The organism is Pedobacter faecalis (assembly GCF_030182585.1).
In the GTDB taxonomy this organism is placed as follows: domain Bacteria; phylum Bacteroidota; class Bacteroidia; order Sphingobacteriales; family Sphingobacteriaceae; genus Pedobacter; species Pedobacter faecalis.
In genome coordinates this window covers 2,220,374-2,240,848 of the sequence record NZ_JARXOW010000001.1, presented here as the reverse complement: position 1 = coordinate 2,240,848, position 20,475 = coordinate 2,220,374, and the positions used below count along the sequence as shown (strand labels likewise).

At 43.0% G+C, this 20,475-nt stretch carries 22 protein-coding genes; all 22 read left to right on the top strand.

Annotation, left to right across the window (positions count from 1 at the left end; genetic code table 11):
- Positions 1–52: 52 nt before the first annotated feature.
- The 22 genes from QEP07_RS10120 to QEP07_RS10015 all read left to right on the top strand — a co-directional run bounded on the left by QEP07_RS10120 (position 53) and on the right by QEP07_RS10015 (position 20,472).
- The gene (locus tag QEP07_RS10120) at positions 53–667 is read left to right on the top strand and encodes an ExbD/TolR family protein (protein WP_256003076.1); all 615 of its coding nucleotides are present in this window, start codon (positions 53–55) and stop codon (positions 665–667) included.
- Between the two features lie 8 nt (positions 668–675).
- Positions 676–1,212 carry an ExbD/TolR family protein gene (locus tag QEP07_RS10115; protein WP_285009966.1) on the top strand — a complete coding sequence of 179 codons (537 nt, stop codon included), beginning with the start codon at positions 676–678 and terminating at the stop codon, positions 1,210–1,212.
- 22 nt (positions 1,213–1,234) lie between these two features.
- Positions 1,235–2,056, top strand: a complete 822-nt coding sequence (locus QEP07_RS10110) for an energy transducer TonB (RefSeq protein WP_285009964.1) — start codon at positions 1,235–1,237, stop codon at positions 2,054–2,056.
- A gap of 225 nt (positions 2,057–2,281) precedes the next feature.
- Complete coding sequence (locus QEP07_RS10105) at positions 2,282–3,187, top strand: substrate-binding domain-containing protein (RefSeq protein WP_285009963.1); 906 nt, start codon at positions 2,282–2,284, stop codon at positions 3,185–3,187.
- A 106-nt stretch (positions 3,188–3,293) separates the two neighbouring features.
- Positions 3,294–5,012, top strand: a complete 1,719-nt coding sequence (locus tag QEP07_RS10100; protein ID WP_285009962.1) for a tetratricopeptide repeat protein — start codon at positions 3,294–3,296, stop codon at positions 5,010–5,012.
- Between the two features lie 81 nt (positions 5,013–5,093).
- Positions 5,094–5,465 (top strand): NADH-quinone oxidoreductase subunit A, encoded by a 372-nt coding sequence (locus QEP07_RS10095; RefSeq protein WP_285009960.1) that lies wholly within the window; start codon positions 5,094–5,096, stop codon positions 5,463–5,465.
- Positions 5,466–5,569: 104 nt separating this feature from the next.
- The gene (locus tag QEP07_RS10090; protein ID WP_256003084.1) at positions 5,570–6,112 is read left to right on the top strand and encodes an NADH-quinone oxidoreductase subunit B; all 543 of its coding nucleotides are present in this window, start codon (positions 5,570–5,572) and stop codon (positions 6,110–6,112) included.
- On the top strand, positions 6,112–6,615 hold the full coding sequence (locus QEP07_RS10085; protein ID WP_285009958.1) for an NADH-quinone oxidoreductase subunit C: 504 nt from the start codon (positions 6,112–6,114) through the stop codon (positions 6,613–6,615). The genes QEP07_RS10090 and QEP07_RS10085 overlap by 1 nt, the downstream gene beginning before the upstream one ends.
- 3 nt (positions 6,616–6,618) lie before the next feature.
- Positions 6,619–7,830, top strand: a complete 1,212-nt coding sequence (locus QEP07_RS10080; protein WP_285009957.1) for an NADH-quinone oxidoreductase subunit D — start codon at positions 6,619–6,621, stop codon at positions 7,828–7,830.
- A complete protein-coding gene (locus QEP07_RS10075; RefSeq protein WP_256003090.1) occupies positions 7,823–8,335 on the top strand; it encodes an NADH-quinone oxidoreductase subunit NuoE family protein in 513 nt (170 codons plus the stop codon). Before QEP07_RS10080 ends, QEP07_RS10075 begins: the two co-directional genes overlap by 8 nt.
- Positions 8,335–9,702: an NADH-quinone oxidoreductase subunit NuoF gene (gene nuoF / locus QEP07_RS10070; RefSeq protein WP_256003093.1), complete on the top strand. Its 1,368-nt coding sequence runs from the start codon at positions 8,335–8,337 to the stop codon at positions 9,700–9,702. The genes QEP07_RS10075 and nuoF overlap by 1 nt, the downstream gene beginning before the upstream one ends.
- Before the next feature lie 4 nt (positions 9,703–9,706).
- The gene (locus QEP07_RS10065; RefSeq protein WP_285009955.1) at positions 9,707–10,711 is read left to right on the top strand and encodes an NADH-quinone oxidoreductase subunit G; all 1,005 of its coding nucleotides are present in this window, start codon (positions 9,707–9,709) and stop codon (positions 10,709–10,711) included.
- On the top strand, positions 10,711–11,748 hold the full coding sequence (gene nuoH, locus QEP07_RS10060) for an NADH-quinone oxidoreductase subunit NuoH (RefSeq protein WP_285009954.1): 1,038 nt from the start codon (positions 10,711–10,713) through the stop codon (positions 11,746–11,748). The genes QEP07_RS10065 and nuoH overlap by 1 nt, the downstream gene beginning before the upstream one ends.
- A gap of 33 nt (positions 11,749–11,781) precedes the next feature.
- On the top strand, positions 11,782–12,282 hold the full coding sequence (locus QEP07_RS10055) for a NuoI/complex I 23 kDa subunit family protein (RefSeq protein WP_256003096.1): 501 nt from the start codon (positions 11,782–11,784) through the stop codon (positions 12,280–12,282).
- Positions 12,283–12,780, top strand: a complete 498-nt coding sequence (locus tag QEP07_RS10050) for an NADH-quinone oxidoreductase subunit J family protein (RefSeq protein WP_256003097.1) — start codon at positions 12,283–12,285, stop codon at positions 12,778–12,780. It begins immediately after the preceding gene.
- On the top strand, positions 12,780–13,109 hold the full coding sequence (gene nuoK, locus QEP07_RS10045; RefSeq protein WP_256003098.1) for an NADH-quinone oxidoreductase subunit NuoK: 330 nt from the start codon (positions 12,780–12,782) through the stop codon (positions 13,107–13,109). The genes QEP07_RS10050 and nuoK overlap by 1 nt, the downstream gene beginning before the upstream one ends.
- A 22-nt stretch (positions 13,110–13,131) precedes the next feature.
- Positions 13,132–15,024, top strand: coding sequence for an NADH-quinone oxidoreductase subunit L (gene nuoL / locus QEP07_RS10040; protein ID WP_285010742.1), 1,893 nt, complete (start codon positions 13,132–13,134; stop codon positions 15,022–15,024).
- 21 nt (positions 15,025–15,045) lie between these two features.
- Positions 15,046–16,509, top strand: coding sequence for a complex I subunit 4 family protein (locus QEP07_RS10035; RefSeq protein ID WP_285009953.1), 1,464 nt, complete (start codon positions 15,046–15,048; stop codon positions 16,507–16,509).
- Between the two features lie 4 nt (positions 16,510–16,513).
- Positions 16,514–17,887: an NADH-quinone oxidoreductase subunit N gene (locus QEP07_RS10030; protein WP_285009952.1), complete on the top strand. Its 1,374-nt coding sequence runs from the start codon at positions 16,514–16,516 to the stop codon at positions 17,885–17,887.
- 45 nt (positions 17,888–17,932) lie between these two features.
- On the top strand, positions 17,933–18,595 hold the full coding sequence (locus tag QEP07_RS10025; RefSeq protein WP_285009951.1) for a DedA family protein: 663 nt from the start codon (positions 17,933–17,935) through the stop codon (positions 18,593–18,595).
- A 6-nt stretch (positions 18,596–18,601) separates the two neighbouring features.
- On the top strand, positions 18,602–19,156 hold the full coding sequence (locus tag QEP07_RS10020) for an inorganic diphosphatase (protein ID WP_256003103.1): 555 nt from the start codon (positions 18,602–18,604) through the stop codon (positions 19,154–19,156).
- Positions 19,156–20,472, top strand: coding sequence for a hemolysin family protein (locus tag QEP07_RS10015; RefSeq protein ID WP_285009950.1), 1,317 nt, complete (start codon positions 19,156–19,158; stop codon positions 20,470–20,472). Before QEP07_RS10020 ends, QEP07_RS10015 begins: the two co-directional genes overlap by 1 nt.
- Positions 20,473–20,475 lie beyond the last annotated feature (3 nt).

Sequence of the window (20,475 nt, the reverse complement as noted above, 5' to 3'; positions counted from 1 at the left end):
GAAAACCGGATGAGTTAGCATCATTAGTAAGAAAATAAGTAATTTTTAAGTTATGCCAAGAGCAAAGGTTCAAAGAAAGAGTACTTCGATAGATATGACCGCAATGTGTGATGTATCTTTCTTACTACTTACTTTCTTTATATTAACAGCAACTGCACGCCAGCCGGATCCTTTGGATATCCGAATACCGAGCTCAACCTATAAGATTAAGGTTCCTGATACAGATATTGGCATTTTGTCGATCGGTAAAGGAAAGGTGTTTTATGAGATTGTAGGTCAGGACATCAAAGTGGCTACTTTGGACAGGATGGGTAAACAATACAGTATACAGTTCACTCCTGAAGAGAGAAAGCGTTTTGCCGTATTGGGGTCTTTCGGAGTGCCAATCGAGAGTATGAAACAGTTCATTGCGATGAACGCTGAGCAGCGAGAGGAGTTTGCAAAGCAAAGTAAGGGGATACCGGCCGATTCGACGAATAACCAGCTCGCAGAATGGATTATGCAAAACCGTCACGCGGTGGCGGAACTGCACAATGAACCTCTTCGGATCAGTATAAAAGGTGACGCCGAGGAAGAATATCCCACTGTTAAGAAGATTGTCGATATTCTTCAGGATCAAAAAATTAACAAATTTAGTTTAATTACTTCGGCCGAAGGCGGAAAATAACAAATAATATGGCAGAATTAGATACCTCCAGCGGAGGTGGCAAAAAGGGCGGTAAAGTAAGGAGTAAGAAAGCCAGTACCAAAGTGGATTTAACCGCGATGGTGGATCTTGCGTTCCTTTTGATTACGTTCTTTATGTTAACCACCTCACTGTCGAAACCAATTGCGATGGATATCGCGAAGCCTGACCAAGAGGATAACGATGTAAGAAATGAGCTTCGCGCCTCTCAAACTATGACCATACTGCTTGGCGAGAAAAATAAAGTGGCTTGGTATATGGGTGAAGCAAAGGATGCGCAGCCTGTAATTGAGAGCTTTGCTGAAGTCAGATTGTCGATCCTTAAGAATAAGGAAAATGTGCTTAAAACTACCGGCCGGAAAATAGTAATTGTAGTCAAACCAACAGAAGGAGCCACATACAAGAATTTTGTTGACATCATGGACGAGTTGAATATTGCAGGAATCACGACCGCTCCAGCGATTGACGATGTAAATATCCTGGACAATGAGAAAGCATTCATGAGGCAGGGCGGGATATTAAAATAACGATAAACAAAAATATTAAGCTATGTTTGGTTCAAAAATAGATTTATTAAAGCGGGATTGGCTTGATGTTGTATTTGCAAATAAGAACAAGAGCTACGGTGCTTACGAACTTCGTCAGCAGAGCGCTTCAAATACAACAAGATCATTGCTGTTTGCATCAACTGCATTTGTGTTGGTGTTTTTATCCCCAAAGATTATTCAACTTTTTGAAGGGCCTCCTCCCGAAGAAGAAGTTGTTAAACAGGTTGAGGTTGTTGTTCAGCCGCCTCCACCGGTAAATCCGGAAACTCCACCTCCTCCACCACCGCAACCTCCTCCCCCTAAGCAGGATCAGGTGAAGTTCCCTCCTCCAATCGTTAAGCCGGATGAGTTGGTTCGGGATGAGGAGCCGGTTGAAATTGAGGACTTGAAAAAAGCCGATCCGGGGCAAAAGACAATTGCCGGAGATCCTGATGCCGATATAGTTATCGCCACGGTAGCTGGCGACGGTCCTAAGCAGGCAGCGGTAGTTGAGGATACGAAAGTTTACGATTTCGTGAGCTTGGAATCTCAACCAAGTTTCCCTGGAGGGATGGATAAGTTCTACGCTTATGTCCAGAAGGCTGTTCGTTATCCGACTATGGCCCAGGAGAATAATATCCAAGGTAAGGTTTATTTGTCTTTCGTAGTTGAGAAAGACGGTTCCTTGACAGATATTAAGGTCGAAAGAAAATTAGGTGGCGGCACGGATGAAGAGGCGATCCGCGTACTTAAAGCGAGCCCTAGATGGATACCAGGAGTACAGAACGGTAAAAAGGTGCGTGTTAAATTCAATATCCCGATTAGTTTTACATTGTCGCAATAGCATGTTTAATTTAAATGGGTTTAGACAGAAATCGCCTCAACAGCGATTTCTGTCTATTTTAGGGCTGGCCATGTTTTTAGTTTACCTTGCTTTGGGTGTTATTCTGATTGCATGGAGCGACATGCCAGTGACCATCGAAAGAAAATATCGAATTATTTTTGGCTGTCTGTTAATCGTCTACGCGGCTATCAGGTTGACCCGTGTTTTAAAGCAAGAGGAACCCGAATGAGATATCTTAATATTATACTGGCAGCTATTGTATTTGTTTCGTGCACCAACGCGGAAAAGTCTGGTTCTAATGAACAGACGAGAACATCCGGCACTGTTAAAATCCTTGTCGACGAGTCATTTTCTTCAATCATTGCGGATCAGATCGAAGTCTTTACAAGCGATTATAAAGACGCTCATTTTATTGTTAGGTCCGAGAATGAGCAAAAGATTATTCCGGCTTTTTTGAACGATACTGCACGGGTGCTTATTCTGTCTCGGATGTTGCGAACTGACGAAGAGGCGGTTTACAAGAAAAAGGGCGTAGTTCCGAAAGTGTCCAGATTTGCCATTGATGGCATCGCTTTAATCACCCAGTCGGGTGATGTTGATAGTAATATTACTGTTGAGGAAGTCATTAGGATATTTAAAGGGGCCTCGAATTCGGGAAAAAATCTGGTATTCGATAATGCTTATTCCAGTACTCTCAGATATTTCAAAGAGCTTTCTGGCGTAAATGATATTCCAAAAGAGGGTGTATATACTTTAAAGGACAACAATGACGTTATTAAATATATTGCAGATAACAAGAACTACATAGGGGTGGTTGGTGTGAACTGGCTTATTGGCAATAATCCAGAAATGTCTGATTTCATTGCGAAGGTGAAGATGATGGGTGTAAAGAACATGCAAGGGAAAGTCGGCGATGATGCTTTTTATAAGCCGATACAAACGAATTTGATTAGTGGGGTTTACCCTTTTCTTCGTAACGTCTATGTGATAGACGCGGAAGGAAAAAACGGGCTTGGCGCTGGATTCGCAAATTGGCTTGTGAGTCAGCGTGGTCAGCTTATTGTGTTGAGGGCTGGCTTGGGACCACATAAAATGGTTCCCCGAGAATTTAACTTGAAGAATACAAACTAAATTTTATATTTGAAGTATTAAGAGCGCAATCTGGTTGCTCTTTTTTAAATTGCATGAAGATACGCCGCTAAGCAGGCACATACGAACTAAAATTAAATAGGAACCAATGAAAATGAAAAAGAAAGCGATAACCTTAAGTGTGGGTTTATTAGTGATGGGTTCTGCCTCTTTTGCGCAAAGTTTAGATGACGCTAAAAAGGCGATAGATGCCGAACAGTACCAAAAGGCGACAACTATGTTGAAAGCATTGGTAGGATCACAAGGAAAGAAAGGTGAGAATTATTATTATTTAGGTGACGTTTACCTGCAGAGAGATTATATCGATTCTGCAAGGGCCGCGTTTACACAAGGAATTGCAGCTGATCCAAAAAATCCTCTGAACTATATTGGAATGGGGCATGCTGACTTAGCATCCAACAATGGGGCATCTGCAAAAACCAATTTTGATAAGGCAGTCGAAGTAGCTTCGAAGAAGGACTATACACCTTATCTTTACATAGGCAAAGCGTATTTAGATATTGACAAACCGGACTTTGAGGCTGCATTGCCCAATTTACAAAAGGCAGATGAGTTGGATGATAAGGATAAAGATCCTGAGACTTTCGTTGCGCTAGGCGATTTCTATGCTTTGCAAAGGAAGAATTCGGAAGCATTGCAGGCTTATATGCGTGCACTGAGTATCAACCCCGCTTTGTATAGATCAACCGTTCAAATCGGCAGGATGTATAAGGAGTCCCGCGCATTTTCTGATGCGGAGCTTGAGTTGAAAAACGTAATTCAGGCAGATCCTAACTATGGCCCGGCATATCGGGAGATCGCGGAGCTGTATATGCAATGGGCTAACCAGGAACCCCAGAATTTTCAGACGAGGGCAGCAGAGGCTCTAACCAATTATAAGAAATATCTTGATTTAACTGATGAATCATTTGAATCTAAATTGCGTTATGCTCAGTTTCTCTTCTATGCCAGGGATTTCAAAACCTTGGCAGATGTGTCCAATGAGTTAGCCAGCGTTAACCAGAACGACCCGAAAAGTCTTATCGTACTTAGAATGAGAGGCTATTCTGCCTACGAGAACAAAGACTATGCAAACAGTCTGCAGTATATGAATGATTTCTTTGCTAAAGTGAAAGATACATCCAGGATCATTTCTGACGACTATTTGTATTTGGGTCAATCTCAGTTGCAAAATCAGCAGGACAGTCTCGGAGTAAAAAACATCGTGAAGGCTGTACAAATGGACTCGACTAAGGTAACCGCACTGGCCGATATAGCAAAGTCTTTCTATGATGCTAAAAATTATGAGAAGGCTATTTCGACTTACGATCTAGTTAATACATTAAATCCAAATGGTCAGGGATCTCTTTACAATTATTTCTATCATGCGCTTGCGTCATATTTTCATTACGCTGCAGGATACAGAGCCAATACTAACCCATCTAAGGATATACTGGTCAAGGCCGATTCGTCGCTTTCAAAATTAGCGAAACTGTCGCCTTCAACCTATGATGCGTATCTATGGAGAGGTAGGGTTAACAATCTTCTGGATAGCGATACTGATCCTCAAGGCCTGAAATTACCATATTATCAGCAATATGTTGATTCTTTGGAAGCGCATCCTGACAAGCAGACTGATGCTGCTAAGAGACAAATGGTAGAAGCCTATAACCAAATTGCTGGGTTTGCATCTTATAAAAACGATAAGGAGAAAGCGAAGCTGTTTTGGGATAAAACATTAGCAATCGATCCGCAAAATGCGACAGCGGCTGAAGGATTAAAGTCCTTGACTGCGCCTGCTCCAAAAGCGCCGGCTAAGCGTAAATAATTATTAAAAGAAGCACAAATTGGAAAGGCAGGTTGTTATCCTGCCTTTTTTATTTATTTTTGGCAATCATTAATAAACATTATGGGAACACAAAGTACACCTGTCGACTTCCTTCCAATCATATTTCAAGTCGTTGTGGCCTTAGGCTTCGTCGTTGTAACTCTGGTCGCCACGCACTTGCTTGGACCCAAGCGTAAAACCACGGACAAACTGTCGACTTTTGAAGCCGGCGTGAAGGTGGTAGGTAATGCACGCCAGCCGTTTTCTATTAAGTATTTTCTAGTGGCCATTTTATTCGTGCTATTTGATGTCGAGGTAATATTTATGTATCCCTGGGCTGTCAACTTCAGGGCACTTGGGATGAGTGGATTAATTGAGATGTTCATCTTCATGGGTACGCTTCTGCTTGGCTTCGTATATGTTCTAAAAAAGAAGGTTTTAGACTGGAATTAAATTATTTAGATCGTTTCTAAATGATTTAGGCTAATTCATTTGCTTCCAAAAAATTGTAGATTTGTGGTTCGTTCTATGTTAGAACGAACCTTTTTTGTTTTAGCATGAGTGATATTAATATCGTAGGAGCGCCTCCTGGGATCGAAGGGTCTGGTTTTTTTGCTACGTCTTTGGATAAGGTGATTGGTCTTGCCAGATCTCATTCTTTATGGCCTCTGCCATTTGCTACGTCTTGTTGCGGAATAGAGTTTATGGCGACTATGGGATCTCATTATGATTTTGGTCGTTTCGGGTCAGAGCGGTTGAGTTTTTCGCCGCGTCAGGCTGACTTGCTTATGGTCATGGGCACAATAGCAAAGAAAATGGCTCCGGTATTAAAGCAGGTCTATCTGCAAATGGCAGAGCCGCGCTGGGTAATGGCTGTTGGTGCTTGTGCCTCAAGTGGTGGTATATTCGATACCTACTCCGTCCTGCAAGGCATAGACGAGATCATACCCGTTGATGTTTATGTCCCTGGATGCCCCCCGAGGCCTGAGGCAATTCTAGACGGCTTTGGAAAAATACAGGATTTGGTTAAAAATGAATCACTTAGGCGGAGGAATTCGGGTCAATATAAGGAAATGTTAGCATCATACGGTATAGAATAATGACAGAGATTACGAATCACGAAATCGTAGAGTTACTTGCTGGCAGATTTAAAGACGAAGTTTCCGGATTTTCTGAGCCTTACGGACTTTTGACATTTGAAACATCCCCAGAAAATATCATTAGTGTGCTTAGCTTTTTGAAGCAGAATTCTTTAGTAGATTTCTCGTTCCTTACAGACATAACGGCGGTGCATTATCCGGAAAAATCCAAAGCACTTGTCGTCGTGTATCATTTATGCAGCATGAAGAAGCGTATGCGAGTTAGGGTTAAAGTTGCTCTTGATGCAGCATGCCCGGAGATTCCATCTGCTACTGTATTATGGAATGGAGCAAATTGGATGGAGCGTGAGACTTACGATTTGTTCGGCGTCGTATTCACTGGTCATCCTGATTTGAGAAGAATTTTAAATATGGACGATCTTGGTGTCCACCCGATGTTGAAACAATACCCTTTGGAGGATCCTAACAGAGTTGATAAAAAGGACGAATATTTCGGAAGATAGGTTATGAATAATCAACCAGTATATACAGACAACGACCCGCAAAATGAGCTGGTAACACTGAATCTCGGCCCAACGCATCCGGCTACACATGGTGTATTTCAGAATGTTATTCAACTCGACGGCGAGCGTATCGTCAGCGGGGTATCGACAATTGGCTATATACATCGCGCATTTGAAAAGATAGCAGAGCACCGGCCGTTTTATCAAATCACACCCCTTACAGATAGGTTAAATTATTGTTCGTCGCCGATCAATAACATGGGTTGGCACATGACCGTAGAAAAGTTACTCAACATCAAAACCCCAAAGCGAGTTGATTATCTGCGGATCATAATTATGGAGTTAGCCCGGATTTCCGATCATATCATTTGTAATACAATCATAGCACAAGATACCGGCGCTACAACCACCTTCCTATATTTGTTTCAATTCAGAGAGCATATCTATGAGATATACGAAGAAATTTGCGGTGCGCGTCTAACAACCAATATCGGCCGTATCGGCGGGTTTGAACGTGATTTCAACGAGATAGCCTTTGCAAAGATCAATAAGTTTCTCAAAGAATTTCCTGAAGCGCTTCGTGAATTTGAAGGCCTTTTAAATCGGAATCGAATTTTTATTGATCGTACAGCAAAAGTTGCCGCGGTCACACAGGAGCAAGCGCTCGATTACAGTTGGACCGGGCCATTATTGCGTGCAACCGGTGTTGATTATGATCTGCGTGTGAGTGAGCCTTACTCGTCCTACGACGAGTTCGATTTTGAAGTGCCTGTAGGTACCTCGGGAGACATTTATGACCGTTATCTGGTACGTAATGAGGAAATGTGGCAGAGTGTTAAACTTATTCAACAAGCTATGGAAAAAATTAAGCGTGAGCCCGCGGGAATTTTTCATGCTGACGTTCCAGAGTTTTATCTTCCAGCAAAGGAAGAAGTTTATAATAATATGGAGGCTTTGATTTATCATTTCAAGATCGTTATGGGTGAAATTGACGCCCCTAAAGCCGAAGTTTATCACGCTGTAGAAGGTGGAAATGGTGAGGTAGGCTTCTATCTAATCAACGACGGGGGGAGAACACCCTATCGCTTGCATTTCAGACGACCTAGTTTTATAAATTATCAAATGTTTGCACCTATGAGCAAAGGAATGCTTTTGTCTGACGCGATAATCAACATGAGTAGTATGAATATTATTGCTGGAGAATTAGATGCTTAGAATAGACGAACAACACCCTGTAGAGTTTTCATCTGCTTTGCTCTCAAAGTTCGATGAAATTTTAAGTCGTTACCCTGAAGGCAGGCAAAAGTCAGCCTTATTGCCTATGCTTCATGAAGTACAGGCAGAACTTGGTTGGTTAAGTGTAAGCGCAATGGATAAAGTGGCAAGCCGATTATCGATCCAGCCCATTGAGGTCTATGAAGTGGCATCTTTTTATACGATGTATTTCCTTAAACCCCAGGGCAAATATATGTTAGAAGTTTGCCGAACAGGTCCATGTTGTCTTGTTGGTGCGGAGAAAATTATGAATCATCTTGAGCAGGAGCTCGGTGTTAAAGAAGGTGAGGTTACCTCTGATGGGATGTTCAGCTGGCGCGGAGTGGAATGCCTTGCTGCCTGTGGCTATGGACCGGTATTGCAAATCGGTCCTGAATATACATTTTATGAAAACCTTGATGAACAAAAGGTAAACGAATTGTTAGAAGACTTACGCAAAAGATAATGGCCCGGAAACTACTTTTAGAACATATAAACGTGCCCGGTATAAACACTTTTGATGTTTATCGTCAAAAGGGTGGTTATCGTGCGGTGGAGAAGGCTTTAAAAACGCTCACACCAGATGAGGTTGTAGAAGAGGTGAAAAAATCGGGGCTGCGAGGCCGTGGTGGTGCCGGGTTTCCTACTGGAATGAAATGGAGTTTTTTAGCCAAGCCAGAAGGTGTCCCGCGTTACTTGGTTTGCAACGCAGACGAATCAGAACCGGGGACGTTTAAAGACAGATATCTTATGACTCATATTCCTCATGCCTTAATTGAGGGAATGATAGTATCAAGTTTCGCCCTGGGTGCAAACACTTCATATATTTATGTTCGTGGTGAAATGATGCCCCAGATTAGAATATTGGAAAGAGCAATCGCAGAAGCAAAAGACGCGGGCTTTTTAGGCCAGAATATTCTGGGTTCAGGATTTAACTTGGAGTTATATGTTCAGCCAGGAGGTGGAGCGTACATATGCGGAGAGGAGACAGCCCTTCTTGAGTCATTGGAAGGCAAACGTGGAAATCCTCGGATTAAGCCGCCCTTTCCCGCTATTGCCGGGCTTTACGGATGTCCCACAGTGGTTAACAATGTTGAATCTATCGCTGCTACTGTTCCGATCATTAATGACGGTGGAGAGGAGTATGCCAAGATTGGGATTGGACGGAGTACCGGCACCAAACTTATTTCGGCATCAGGGAATCTCGTACGCCCGGGGGTTTATGAGATCGAGCTTGGTTTACCGGTCGAGGAATTTATTTATTCCGATGAATACTGTGGTGGTATTGCTAACGGGAAAAGATTGAAGGCTACAGTGGCTGGTGGGTCTTCAGTACCTATTCTTCCTGCCAATCTAACTTTGAAGCTTGCGAATGGTGAGCCAAGGCTTATGAGCTATGAGTCGCTTGCTGAGGGTGGATTCGCCACAGGAACTATGTTGGGTTCCGGAGGTTTTATTGCGTTCGACGAAGATCAATGTATTGTACGAAATACATGGAATTTTTCAAGGTTTTATCATCACGAAAGTTGCGGGCAATGTTCTCCATGCCGGGAGGGCACCGGTTGGATGGAAAAGGTATTGCACAGGCTTGAATATGGGCATGGAAAGATGAGTGACATAGACTTATTAGTAGATGTTTCAAAAAAGATAGAAGGTAATACGATATGCCCGCTTGGAGACGCAGCAGCTTGGCCTGTTGCTAGTGCGATCAGGCATTTCCGAGATGAATTCGAATGGCACGTAAAGGAACCAATTAAGTGCTTGGAAGGCAACTATGGTTTAGCAAATTATGCCGAGCCTATTGCTAAAGTAGAACTTAGTACAGGAGGGTAACGACATGAGTGATAAAGTTAAGGTAACCATAGACGGGATATCAGTAGAAGTAGCACCCGGAACAACAATTTTAAACGCTGCTCGTCAAATTGGGGGAGACATTGTCCCCCCAGCTATGTGCTACTATTCAAAACTGGAAGGGAGTGGCGGTAAATGTCGTACCTGCATCGTGAAAGTGAGCAAAGGATCAGAAAAAGATCCCAGACCAATGCCAAAGCTTGTGGCTTCGTGCCGTACTACAGTGATGGACGGCATGGAAGTACAGAATATCACCTCTCCAGAAGTACTTGAGGCACGTAGCGGAGTGGTCGAAATCCTCCTGATCAATCACCCGCTTGACTGCCCGATATGCGATCAAGCCGGCGAGTGCGATCTGCAAAATCTTGGTTATGAACACGGATTGCAAAAAACCCGCTATGAGTTTGAGCGGCGAACCTTTGAGCGGATAGACATAGGCGATAAGATACAACTGCATATGAACAGATGTATTCTTTGTTACCGATGCGTATTTACTGCTGATCAGATCACCAATAAGCGTGTTCATGGTATTTTAAACAGGGGAGACCATTCTGAAATCTCCACCTATATTCAAACCGCTGTAGACAATGATTTTTCGGGTAATGTTATCGATGTATGTCCGGTAGGTGCACTCACAGACAAAACCTTCAGATTTCGAAATCGTGTGTGGTTTACAAAGCCCGTGGATGCGCATCGTGACTGCCCCTCCTGTACTGGAAAAGTTACGCTGTGGTACAAAGGTAACGACGTCTTGCGTGTCACTGCCCGTAAAGACATTTATGGTGAAGTCGAAGAGTTTATATGCAACACGTGTCGCTTTGATAAGAAGAGCACTTCCGATTGGGTTATTGAGCATCCCACCCATATCAGTGATGCTTCGGTAATTGCATCCAATCATTACGAGACCTTGAAGCCGCTGCCTGTCATCCAGGAAAATCCTAAACTTCAGCAGTCGAATAAAGCAGAACTAGAAAAAACCACCAAATTCTGATGGAACTATCCTTTGTCATTGAGAAATTTATCCTCATAACAATCATTTTTGCCATAAGCTTACTTATCGCAATGTATTCAACCTATGCCGAGAGAAAAGTAGCAGCGTTTTTGCAGGACAGGTTAGGTCCAGATAGAGCCGGGCCATTTGGTATACTTCAACCATTAGCAGATGGAGTGAAGATGTTTATGAAAGAAGAAATTATTCCTTCCAACGCAAACAAATGGTTGTTTATGGTGGGCCCCGGCCTCGCTATGCTTACAGCATGTATAGGAACGGCTGTAATACCTTGGGGCAGTACAGTTGTCATTGGGGACCGAGTCGTACCATTGCAGGTGACAGATATTAATGTTGGGATTTTGTACATTTTCGGAGTCGTTTCACTTGGAGTATACGGAGTAATGATAGGCGGATGGGCTTCTAATAATAAGTATTCGTTACTTAGCGCCATACGAGCCGCATCTCAGAATATTAGCTACGAGATTGCAATGGGTCTGTCCATTATCGCATTGCTGCTCGTTACGAATACCATGAGTCTTAAAGAAATTGTTGAGCAGCAACATGAATGGCGCTGGAATGTCCTTTATCAACCAATGGGCTTTCTGATTTTTATGGTTTGTGCTTTTGCTGAAACCAATCGCGCACCATTTGATCTCCCGGAATGCGAGACGGAACTAATCGGCGGATATCATACAGAATACTCCTCTATGAAACTTGGATTCTACCTGTTTGCTGAATACATCAATATGTTTGTTTCGTCTGCAGTCATGGCCGCGCTTTATTTTGGAGGTTACAACTATCCTGGGATGGATTGGGTCTTAGCACAAACAGGTCCGGTTATAGGTCCCTTGATCGGGACGCTGGTCTTCTTTGCAAAAATATTTGCCTTTATATTCTTCTTTATGTGGGTAAGATGGACGATCCCGCGTTTCCGGTATGACCAGTTAATGCATTTGGGTTGGAAGGCACTAATACCACTGGCTATTGCAAACATTGTCATTACCGGTATAGTCATAGCAATAATTGAAAAGTTTTAATCACCGCAACGTCGGATAACTATAGGAGGTTTAATGGAGCCATTAACCAATAAAAAGAAAGTTCTCGCACAAAAGCCGCTTACGTTAGCAGAGCGGATGTATCTCCCTGCTATCGCTAAAGGTCTTTCAGTAACATTTAGTCATCTTTTTAAAAAAGAGGCTACCATTCGGTATCCAGAACAAGAGCGTGAATTTTCCGTCAATTTCAGGGGTATGCATTCTCTTAAGCGAGATGAAGAAGGAAGAGAGCGCTGCACCGCCTGCGGCCTTTGTGCGCTTTCTTGTCCGGCAGAAGCCATCACAATGGTAGCTGCGGAGCGCAAGCCTGAAGAGAAGAATCTTTACCGGGAAGAGAAATATGCAGCCGTTTATGAGATCAATATGCTTCGATGTATCTTTTGTGGCCTGTGTGAAGAAGCCTGTCCAAAAGAGGCAATTTATCTGGATGGTCCTATTGTGCCAGCGGATTATTTGCGAAAGGATTTCATCTATGGAAAAGATAAGTTGGTGGAACAACCCTTAAATAAGAAATAAATGGGCGCATCTGTATTTTATTTCGTAGCTACTCTTAGTGTTGTGTTTTCGCTGATGGTTATATCTTCCAGAAATCCGGTGCATAGTGTTCTCTATCTTATACTCACCTTCTTTACCCTTACGGTGCATTACATTTTGTTGAACGCACAATTTCTTGCAGTGGTCAACTTCATTGTATATATGGGTGCCATTATGGTGCTATTTCTCTTCGTGTTGATGTTGCTCAACCTGAACAAAGACAATGAGCCACTAAAATCCACACTGGTTAAAGTGACTGGCACTATTGCTGGCTGCTGCCTGGTAGTTACTCTTATAGGTTCCATGAAAGCCACTACCGTATCAAATCCAGTTTTATTAAAAGATCCGGGATTGGGCTTATTAAAAAACCTTGGCCAACAACTATTCGGGCCGTTTATGTTACCTTTTGAATTATCATCTATCTTATTGCTTTCAGCAATGGTAGGTTCAGTATTGTTAACAAAGAAAGAAAAAGTATAGTGGATCAAATTACAAATCAACTGCAGGCCGTGCCGCTAAACCACTATCTCTGGTTAAGCGCTATTATTTTCACAATAGGCGTGATCGGCGTGCTCACGCGCCGCAATGCTATTGTTATATTTATGTCTGTCGAGCTTATGCTTAATGCAGTTAATCTTTTGCTTACCGCCTTTTCAGTGCACCACAATGATGCATCCGGCCAAGTGTTTGTGTTTTTTATAATGGCGCTCGCTGCAGCAGAGGTAGCCGTAGGGCTAAGTATAATAGTGATGGTCTACCGCAACACACAATCCATAGATATTAATGTACTGAATCGCCTTAAATGGTAATAAATAGATGGAAGAAAAAATGATACTAGATTTAGTTTGGCTGGTTCCATTAATCCCGCTGATCGGCTCGTTGATCAACGGAGTTGGAAGAAATACCTTTTCAAAGAGTCTGATAGGCTTCATAGGAAGCGGCGCGATATTTCTTTCTTTTGCCCTTAGTATTGCCATCTTCACAGAACTCAGTTCGTCTGTTGGAAAGAGCCATGAAGTCTTCCTGTTTGATTGGATCTCGTCTGGTTATCTGCAGATCCCCCTGTCATTCTTAGTAGATCCGCTCAGTGCAATCATGTTGTTGATCGTCACTGGTGTCGGATTTCTGATACATGTATATTCCGCCGGCTACATGCATGACGATCCGGGGTTTGGCAAATTTTTCAGTTATCTCAATCTTTTCATCTTTTTCATGTTAGTCTTGGTTTTGGGATCTAACTATGTCGTTATGTTTATCGGCTGGGAAGGTGTAGGCCTTTGTTCCTACCTTTTGATCGGGTTTTGGTATACAAACGGCAATTATGCATCTGCAGCGAAAAAGGCATTTGTGATGAACCGAATTGGCGATTTGGGTTTCCTCCTTGCAGTATTCTTCATATTCACCACCTTTGGCAGTGTAGAGTTCTCCAAGGTATTTCCCCAGGTTCAAAACCTTTTGGCACAAGATTCGACCCTTACGCTAATTGCGCTGTTGCTGTTTATCGGAGCTTGCGGTAAATCCGCACAGTTGCCGTTGTTTACCTGGCTCCCCGATGCTATGGCCGGGCCCACCCCCGTCTCGGCATTGATACACGCGGCCACAATGGTAACTGCAGGTATATACATGATCGCGAGATCCAGCGTTATCTTCGATCTTGCACCAATGGTACAGAATATTATAGCCATCGTCGGATTGGTGACCGCAATTATGGCAGCGATCATCGCGCTCACTCAAAATGACATCAAGAAAGTGCTCGCATACTCAACTGTGTCACAGCTCGGCTATATGTTCCTTGGACTGGGAGTTGGAGCCTACACAGGAGCATTCTTTCATGTGATTACCCATGCTTTTTTTAAAGCGCTTCTATTTTTGTGTGCAGGGTCAGTTATTCATGCCCTGCATCATGAGCAAGACATGAGGCATATGGGTGGATTGCGGAAGAAGCTACCTGTAACCTTTATTACAATGTTGGTCGGCACCATAGCCATTGCAGGACTGCCGCCATTCTCAGGCTTTTTCTCCAAAGACGAAATCCTTGCCCACGTCTACGCGCATAACAAAGTATTATGGATGGTGGCTCTTTTTGGAGCATTCTTAACGGCATTCTATATGTTCCGAATGTTATTTCTAACATTTTACGGCACATATCGGGGAACCCATTATGGCGAGGAAAAGATCCACGAGTCTCCCACATCGATGACTATCCCCCTTATTATTTTAGCAATATTGTCGGCGGCCGGAGGTGTCTTAGGCGTACCTGAAGCACTTGGTGGAAGTCATTGGCTATCCCACTGGTTAAGTCCGGTGATTAAATATTCAGGCAAAACGCCAGATCACGCAACCGAGTATATATTGATGGCTGTTTCCGTCTTGGGCGTAATTGTTTCCATAGTAATTGCATATGCCAGATATATTAAAAAAGCCCACGTTCCGGTTTCCGACGAGACCGAACGTCCGATGCTGGCTAAGGTGTCCTATAATAAATTCTATCTTGACGAACTTTACGACACACTAGTCAGGAAGCCACTTGATGCAGCTTCTGGATTATTCTATAGGGTTGTCGACAAGAAGATCGTGGACGGGCTCGTTAACGGACTTGGTGCCGGAACCGCTCAGACAAGCAAAGGCCTGCGTCTTTTACAATCCGGGAATGTTGGATTTTATATCTTCATGATGGTTGCCGGTATTATATCACTGCTATTATATACATATTTATCTTTATAAAAGGTCGTTCAAAAACTGCTAATGGAACTAATACTCCTTCTGATATCCTTTCCTTTGCTCAGTGCACTGATTACCGTTTTTTCGGGCAACAGTTCGAAGTTTGTGGCTTTGGTTTCATCACTAGTCTCTTTACTTATTACTGCCGCCCTTGTTACCAAATTCACACCCGACTCCAGCGTGCAGTTTGAAGTAAATTATCCCTGGATACAACAGCTGGGTATAGATTTCCATGCTGGAATAGATGGGATCAGCATTATTCTTGTGCTTCTGACGAATGGACTCATTCCATTGATTGTTTTGTCTAGTTTTCCTCACCAATATAAGCATCCGGGAACCTTTTACGCACTCATCCTCTTCATGCAAAGTGGACTGTTACTTGTGTTTACAGCTATGGACGCCTTTTTGTTTTACATCGGTTGGGAGGCTGCACTCATACCAATTTATTTTATTTGTGCAGTATGGGGAGGCAAAGACCGGATCAGGGTAAACATGAAATTTTTTGTGTATACTATAGGCGGATCACTTTTTATGCTCTTAGGTATCATCTACCTTTTTTTACAGAATCCAGAATCAAATTTCAATCTACAGGCTTTTTATAGTCTGAATTTGGACGTTGTCCAACAGGGTTGGGTATTCTGGGCTTTCTTCATTGCCTTTGCTATAAAAATGCCTGTGTTCCCATTTCACACCTGGCAGCCGGATACTTACACAGAGGCACCTACCGCGGGTACGATGCTGTTGTCGGGTATAATGCTTAAAATGGGAATATATGGGCTCATTCGGTGGCTGTTGCCTGTCGTTCCGCTGGGAATACAGGAGTGGGGCCATCTCGCTATCATTCTTTCTGTGATTGGCATTGTGTATGCTTCTATAATAGCTTTTACACAAAAGGATAGCAAGCGGCTCGTTGCATACTCTTCCATAGCCCACGTTGGTCTTATTTCTGCCGGCGTATTTGTAATCAATACACAAGGCCTGCAAGGAGCAATGATTCAGATGTTGAGTCATGGTGTTAATGTCATCGGTTTGTTTTTTGTGCTTGATATTATAAACCGGAGAGTTAATACGACTAGGATAGCTGAATTAGGGGGTATTGCTGCCAAGGCACCGCATTTGGCAATTGCTACATTGATCATCATAATGGGCACAGTGGCGCTACCGGGAACCAGCGGCTTTATTGGGGAGTTTCTTTTGCTTATAGGCGTTTATCAGTACAGTACATGGATCGCTGTAGTCGCAGGTCTTACCATTATTTTCGGAGCAGTGTATATGTTGCGGATGTATCAGGGGATTATGCTTGGCCCGGAAAGCAACACAACTTCATCTTTCACGGACGTGCAAGGTTCCGAACGTATTGTACTGGTAATCGTATGCCTGCTCATCATTGTGCTAGGCGTTTACCCTAAACCCGTTCTCGGGCTCTCCGAAGCCGCCGTACAGCAATTAATAGAACAAGTATCCCAAAAATTAACATCGGTAAAATAAACAAATGAACATCATAATCACCATTGCTGTCACTGCCCTAGTAGTACTTTACGCCGGCTTGTTTAAAGCCCGTAAAGCGTTGCTTCCTATTAGCCTTGCTGGTCTCGCAATCTCGCTAGTATTTGTATGCACATCCTGGAATACCAGCCGTGTGTACTTCGGAATGATGCAAATGGACAATTTCGCACTTGCGTTTACCGCTATAACAGTACTTTCAACGATTTTAATCCTGCTTTTAACTGAGAACTATTTTTCGTCACAAAGTGACAATATTGCAGAATATCTGACGCTGATTTTGTTTGCCTTAGCGGGTATTGTCATCATGGTCTCCTATACCAACATGTCCATGCTATTTATAGGTTTGGAAATTATGTCGGTAAGCCTCTACATTCTTGCTGGAATCCGTAAAAGTAATTTCGCTTCGAATGAGGCCTCTTTAAAGTATTTCCTGATGGGCGCTTTTTCCACAGGCTTCCTCTTGTTCGGAATTACCCTTATCTATGGAGCGACCGGTTCCTTTAATCTGGTAGATATCAAGAATTATCTCGTCGGTAACCACGCAGAAGTGTCGTCTCTTTTCTATCCAGGTCTAATTCTCCTGCTTATTGGGCTTGCATTCAAAATAGGTGCTGCTCCGTTCCATTTTTGGACGCCAGATGTATATGAGGGTGCACCCACGTTAATTACAACATTTATGTCTACTGCAGTGAAGACCGCCGGTTTCGCTGCCCTGCTGCGTTTATTTGCAGACACGCTCGCGCCGCTACACGATTTCTGGCTCTCTCCGGTGTTAGCTTTAGTATTCCTTACGTTGCTGGTAGGCAATGTCACCGCACTATTTCAGCGTAACTTTAAGCGTATGCTCGCATATTCCAGCATATCTCATGCGGGTTATCTGCTCTTTTCACTCGTTACACTTACATCTTCGTCAGCCAGCAACGTTCTGGTCTATGCACTTGCATATAGTTTTGCCAGTATTACTGCTTTTGCTGTTTTAATCCTTGTAAAGCAGAAGACGGGAAACGACCACTTCGACAGCTTCAATGGTTTAGCTAAATTGAATCCATTTATGGCCTTCGCGCTTACCGTCTCCATGTTGTCACTCGCTGGAATTCCACTTACCGCAGGCTTTATCGGAAAATATCTGATGTTTTTGAACGTGATGAACGAATATCACATCTATTTGGTTGCTTTTGCTATCTTAAATGCGCTGGTCGGCTTCTACTACTATTTCAAAGTGATTGTTGCTATGTACTTCAAAGAAGGAAATGGGATTGCCTTAGACACCCCCTTTCAGTACCGCCTCGTTGTCTTTCTTTCGCTTGTTGTTACCATCGCAGTGGGCATTTATCCAGGGCTAATTTTAGATCTGATATAAACACATGTCTAGATAATTATTTGTAGTTTTACGAATAATTGAACTATGCAAGATCTCTGGACCGCCTTACACCAGTTTGTAGACCCCGAAAAATTACTTAGAGAAGGTGGTTTTTATGTAGTAACCTTCGTAATCTTCGCAGAGACCGGTCTTTTTTTTGGCTTCTTTCTCCCCGGAGATTACCTGCTTTTCCTTGCGGGAATGTTTGTGGCCACCGGGAAACTGGACGTGAACATTTATTTATTGATCTTTACACTCTGTATTGCAGCAATACTTGGGAACTTTACCGGCTATTGGTTTGGCCGGAAAACCGGACCGGTATTGTATCAAAGAAAGGATTCTTTCTTTTTTAAAAAGCGCTACCTCAAAGCAGCAGAAGAATATTATCATAAGCAGGGTGCCTTCGCGTTGATTATGGGACGCTTCGTGCCTATAGTCAGGACCTTTGCACCGATTTTTGCTGGTGTGGTAAAGTTAGACTTCAGGAGATTTGCATTATATAACATTACAGGTGCTATAATATGGATAGCATCATTAACTTTGCTGGGCTATTTCCTTGGAAGACGGTTTGAAAAGGAAATCAATGATTATTTATTATACATCATAATTGGATTCATTTTAATAACAACAATCCCGCTCATTATTACCTTTGTAAGAAAGCGAGTAGTAAAGGTTGCTGAGGACGAACAAACAAATTTTGAACAATAAACACGAATGAGTAAATACGACAATCACCCGTGGCACAGCGTATCCCCTGGAGACAACCTGCCAACCACAGTAAACGCAATCATCGAAATCCCGAAAGGATCGAAAGCTAAGTACGAAATTGATAAAGATTCCAACCTGATCAAGCTCGACCGGGTTCTTTTTTCTTCAGTGATGTATCCGGCCAATTACGGGTTTATTCCTCAAACCTATTGTGATGACAACGACCCTCTGGATATTCTGGTGCTTTGCTCAGTGGATGTATATCCGCTTTCTATAATCGAAGCTAAGGTCATTGGCGTCATGCACATGGTAGACAATGGCGAGCAGGATGATAAAATCATTGCAGTGGCAAAGAACGATATGTCTGTAAACTATATTAATGACTTGGCCGATCTGCCACCGCATACCATGAAGGAAATCGTCAAATTTTTTCAGGATTACAAAGCGCTTGAGGAAAAGAAGGTTACGATAGAACATTTGCTTGGAGTTCGTTATGCACATAAAGTCATACAGGAAAGTATAGACCTTTACAACCAAAAGTTTAGAAATAATCAGTCTTAATGGAAGGTTTTAAGATATTCTTAACATTCTTTTTAGTAGCACTGAACGGTTTTTTCGTAGCAGCTGAGTTTGCTATTGTCAAGGTCAGGGCATCCCAGATCGAGATTAAAGCCAAATCCGGGAGCCGTGTAGCGAACATTGCAAAACACATCACACAACACCTCGATGGATATCTGGCTGCTACTCAGCTGGGTATTACTTTGGCTTCTTTGGGTCTGGGTTGGGTTGGTGAATCTGTCATGCACACTATTGTCCATGACCTGCTGATCAACTTTAACCTGTCTGAAGTTTATATCTCTTCCATATCTACCATTATTGCTTTCCTTTTCATAACGGTGATGCACATCGTGTTTGGCGAGCTCGCACCTAAGTCGGTCGCTATCCAACGTCCCGTCGCTACTACTTTATTCGTATCTTTGCCTCTTCAGGCCTTCTATTGGGTTTTCCGACCCTTTATTTTTGTGCTCAACGGCTTAGCCAATGTCATCCTGAAGCTGTTTGGAATATCCAGTGTAGGAGGTCATGAATCGGTGCACAGCACCGAAGAACTATATTACCTGCTTGATCAGGGTAAGGAGAGCGGTGCGCTTGATACCAATGAGCACGAGCTTATCAAGAACGTGTTTGATTTTAACGAGCGTGTTGTTAAGAACATCATGGTTCCCAGAACCAAAATTTCTGGAGTGGAGCTTTCCGCTCCGCGGCAGGAGGTCATTGCCATGGTTATTAATGAAGGTTATTCCCGTATGCCGGTTTATGACGAGCAAATCGACAAGATCGTCGGTATCGTTCATGCCAAGGATATCTTACCATTATTGGCCGATAACAAAGACTGGGCATTAAAGGACATTATACGGAAGCCCTACTTTGTACCTGAGACCAAGAAAATTAACGACCTGCTCAGTGAGCTTCAGCAGAAGCGCATACAAATTGCCATTGTAATAGACGAGTTCGGTGGTACCGCGGGTATGGTAACTCTCGAAGACATTGTGGAGGAGATTGTTGGTGAAATTCAGGATGAGTATGATGAAGAAAAGCCCATCGTCGAAAGGGTATCAGACAATGAGTTCATCGTGAATGCCTATGCAACTGTTTATGATGTCAACGAGCATTTGCCGCACGATCTGCCGGAAGATGGTGACTTCGATACTGTGGGCGGACTGGTTTCCCATTCTTTCGGTAAGATCCCCGAAGTTGGCGACAGTGAAGAATGCTACGGTTATCTCTTCACAATTTTGAAGAAGACAGAGCAAAATATTGAAACCATCAAACTTGAACTCGTTATCAACAAGAACGACATGGTAGATAACCACTAAATC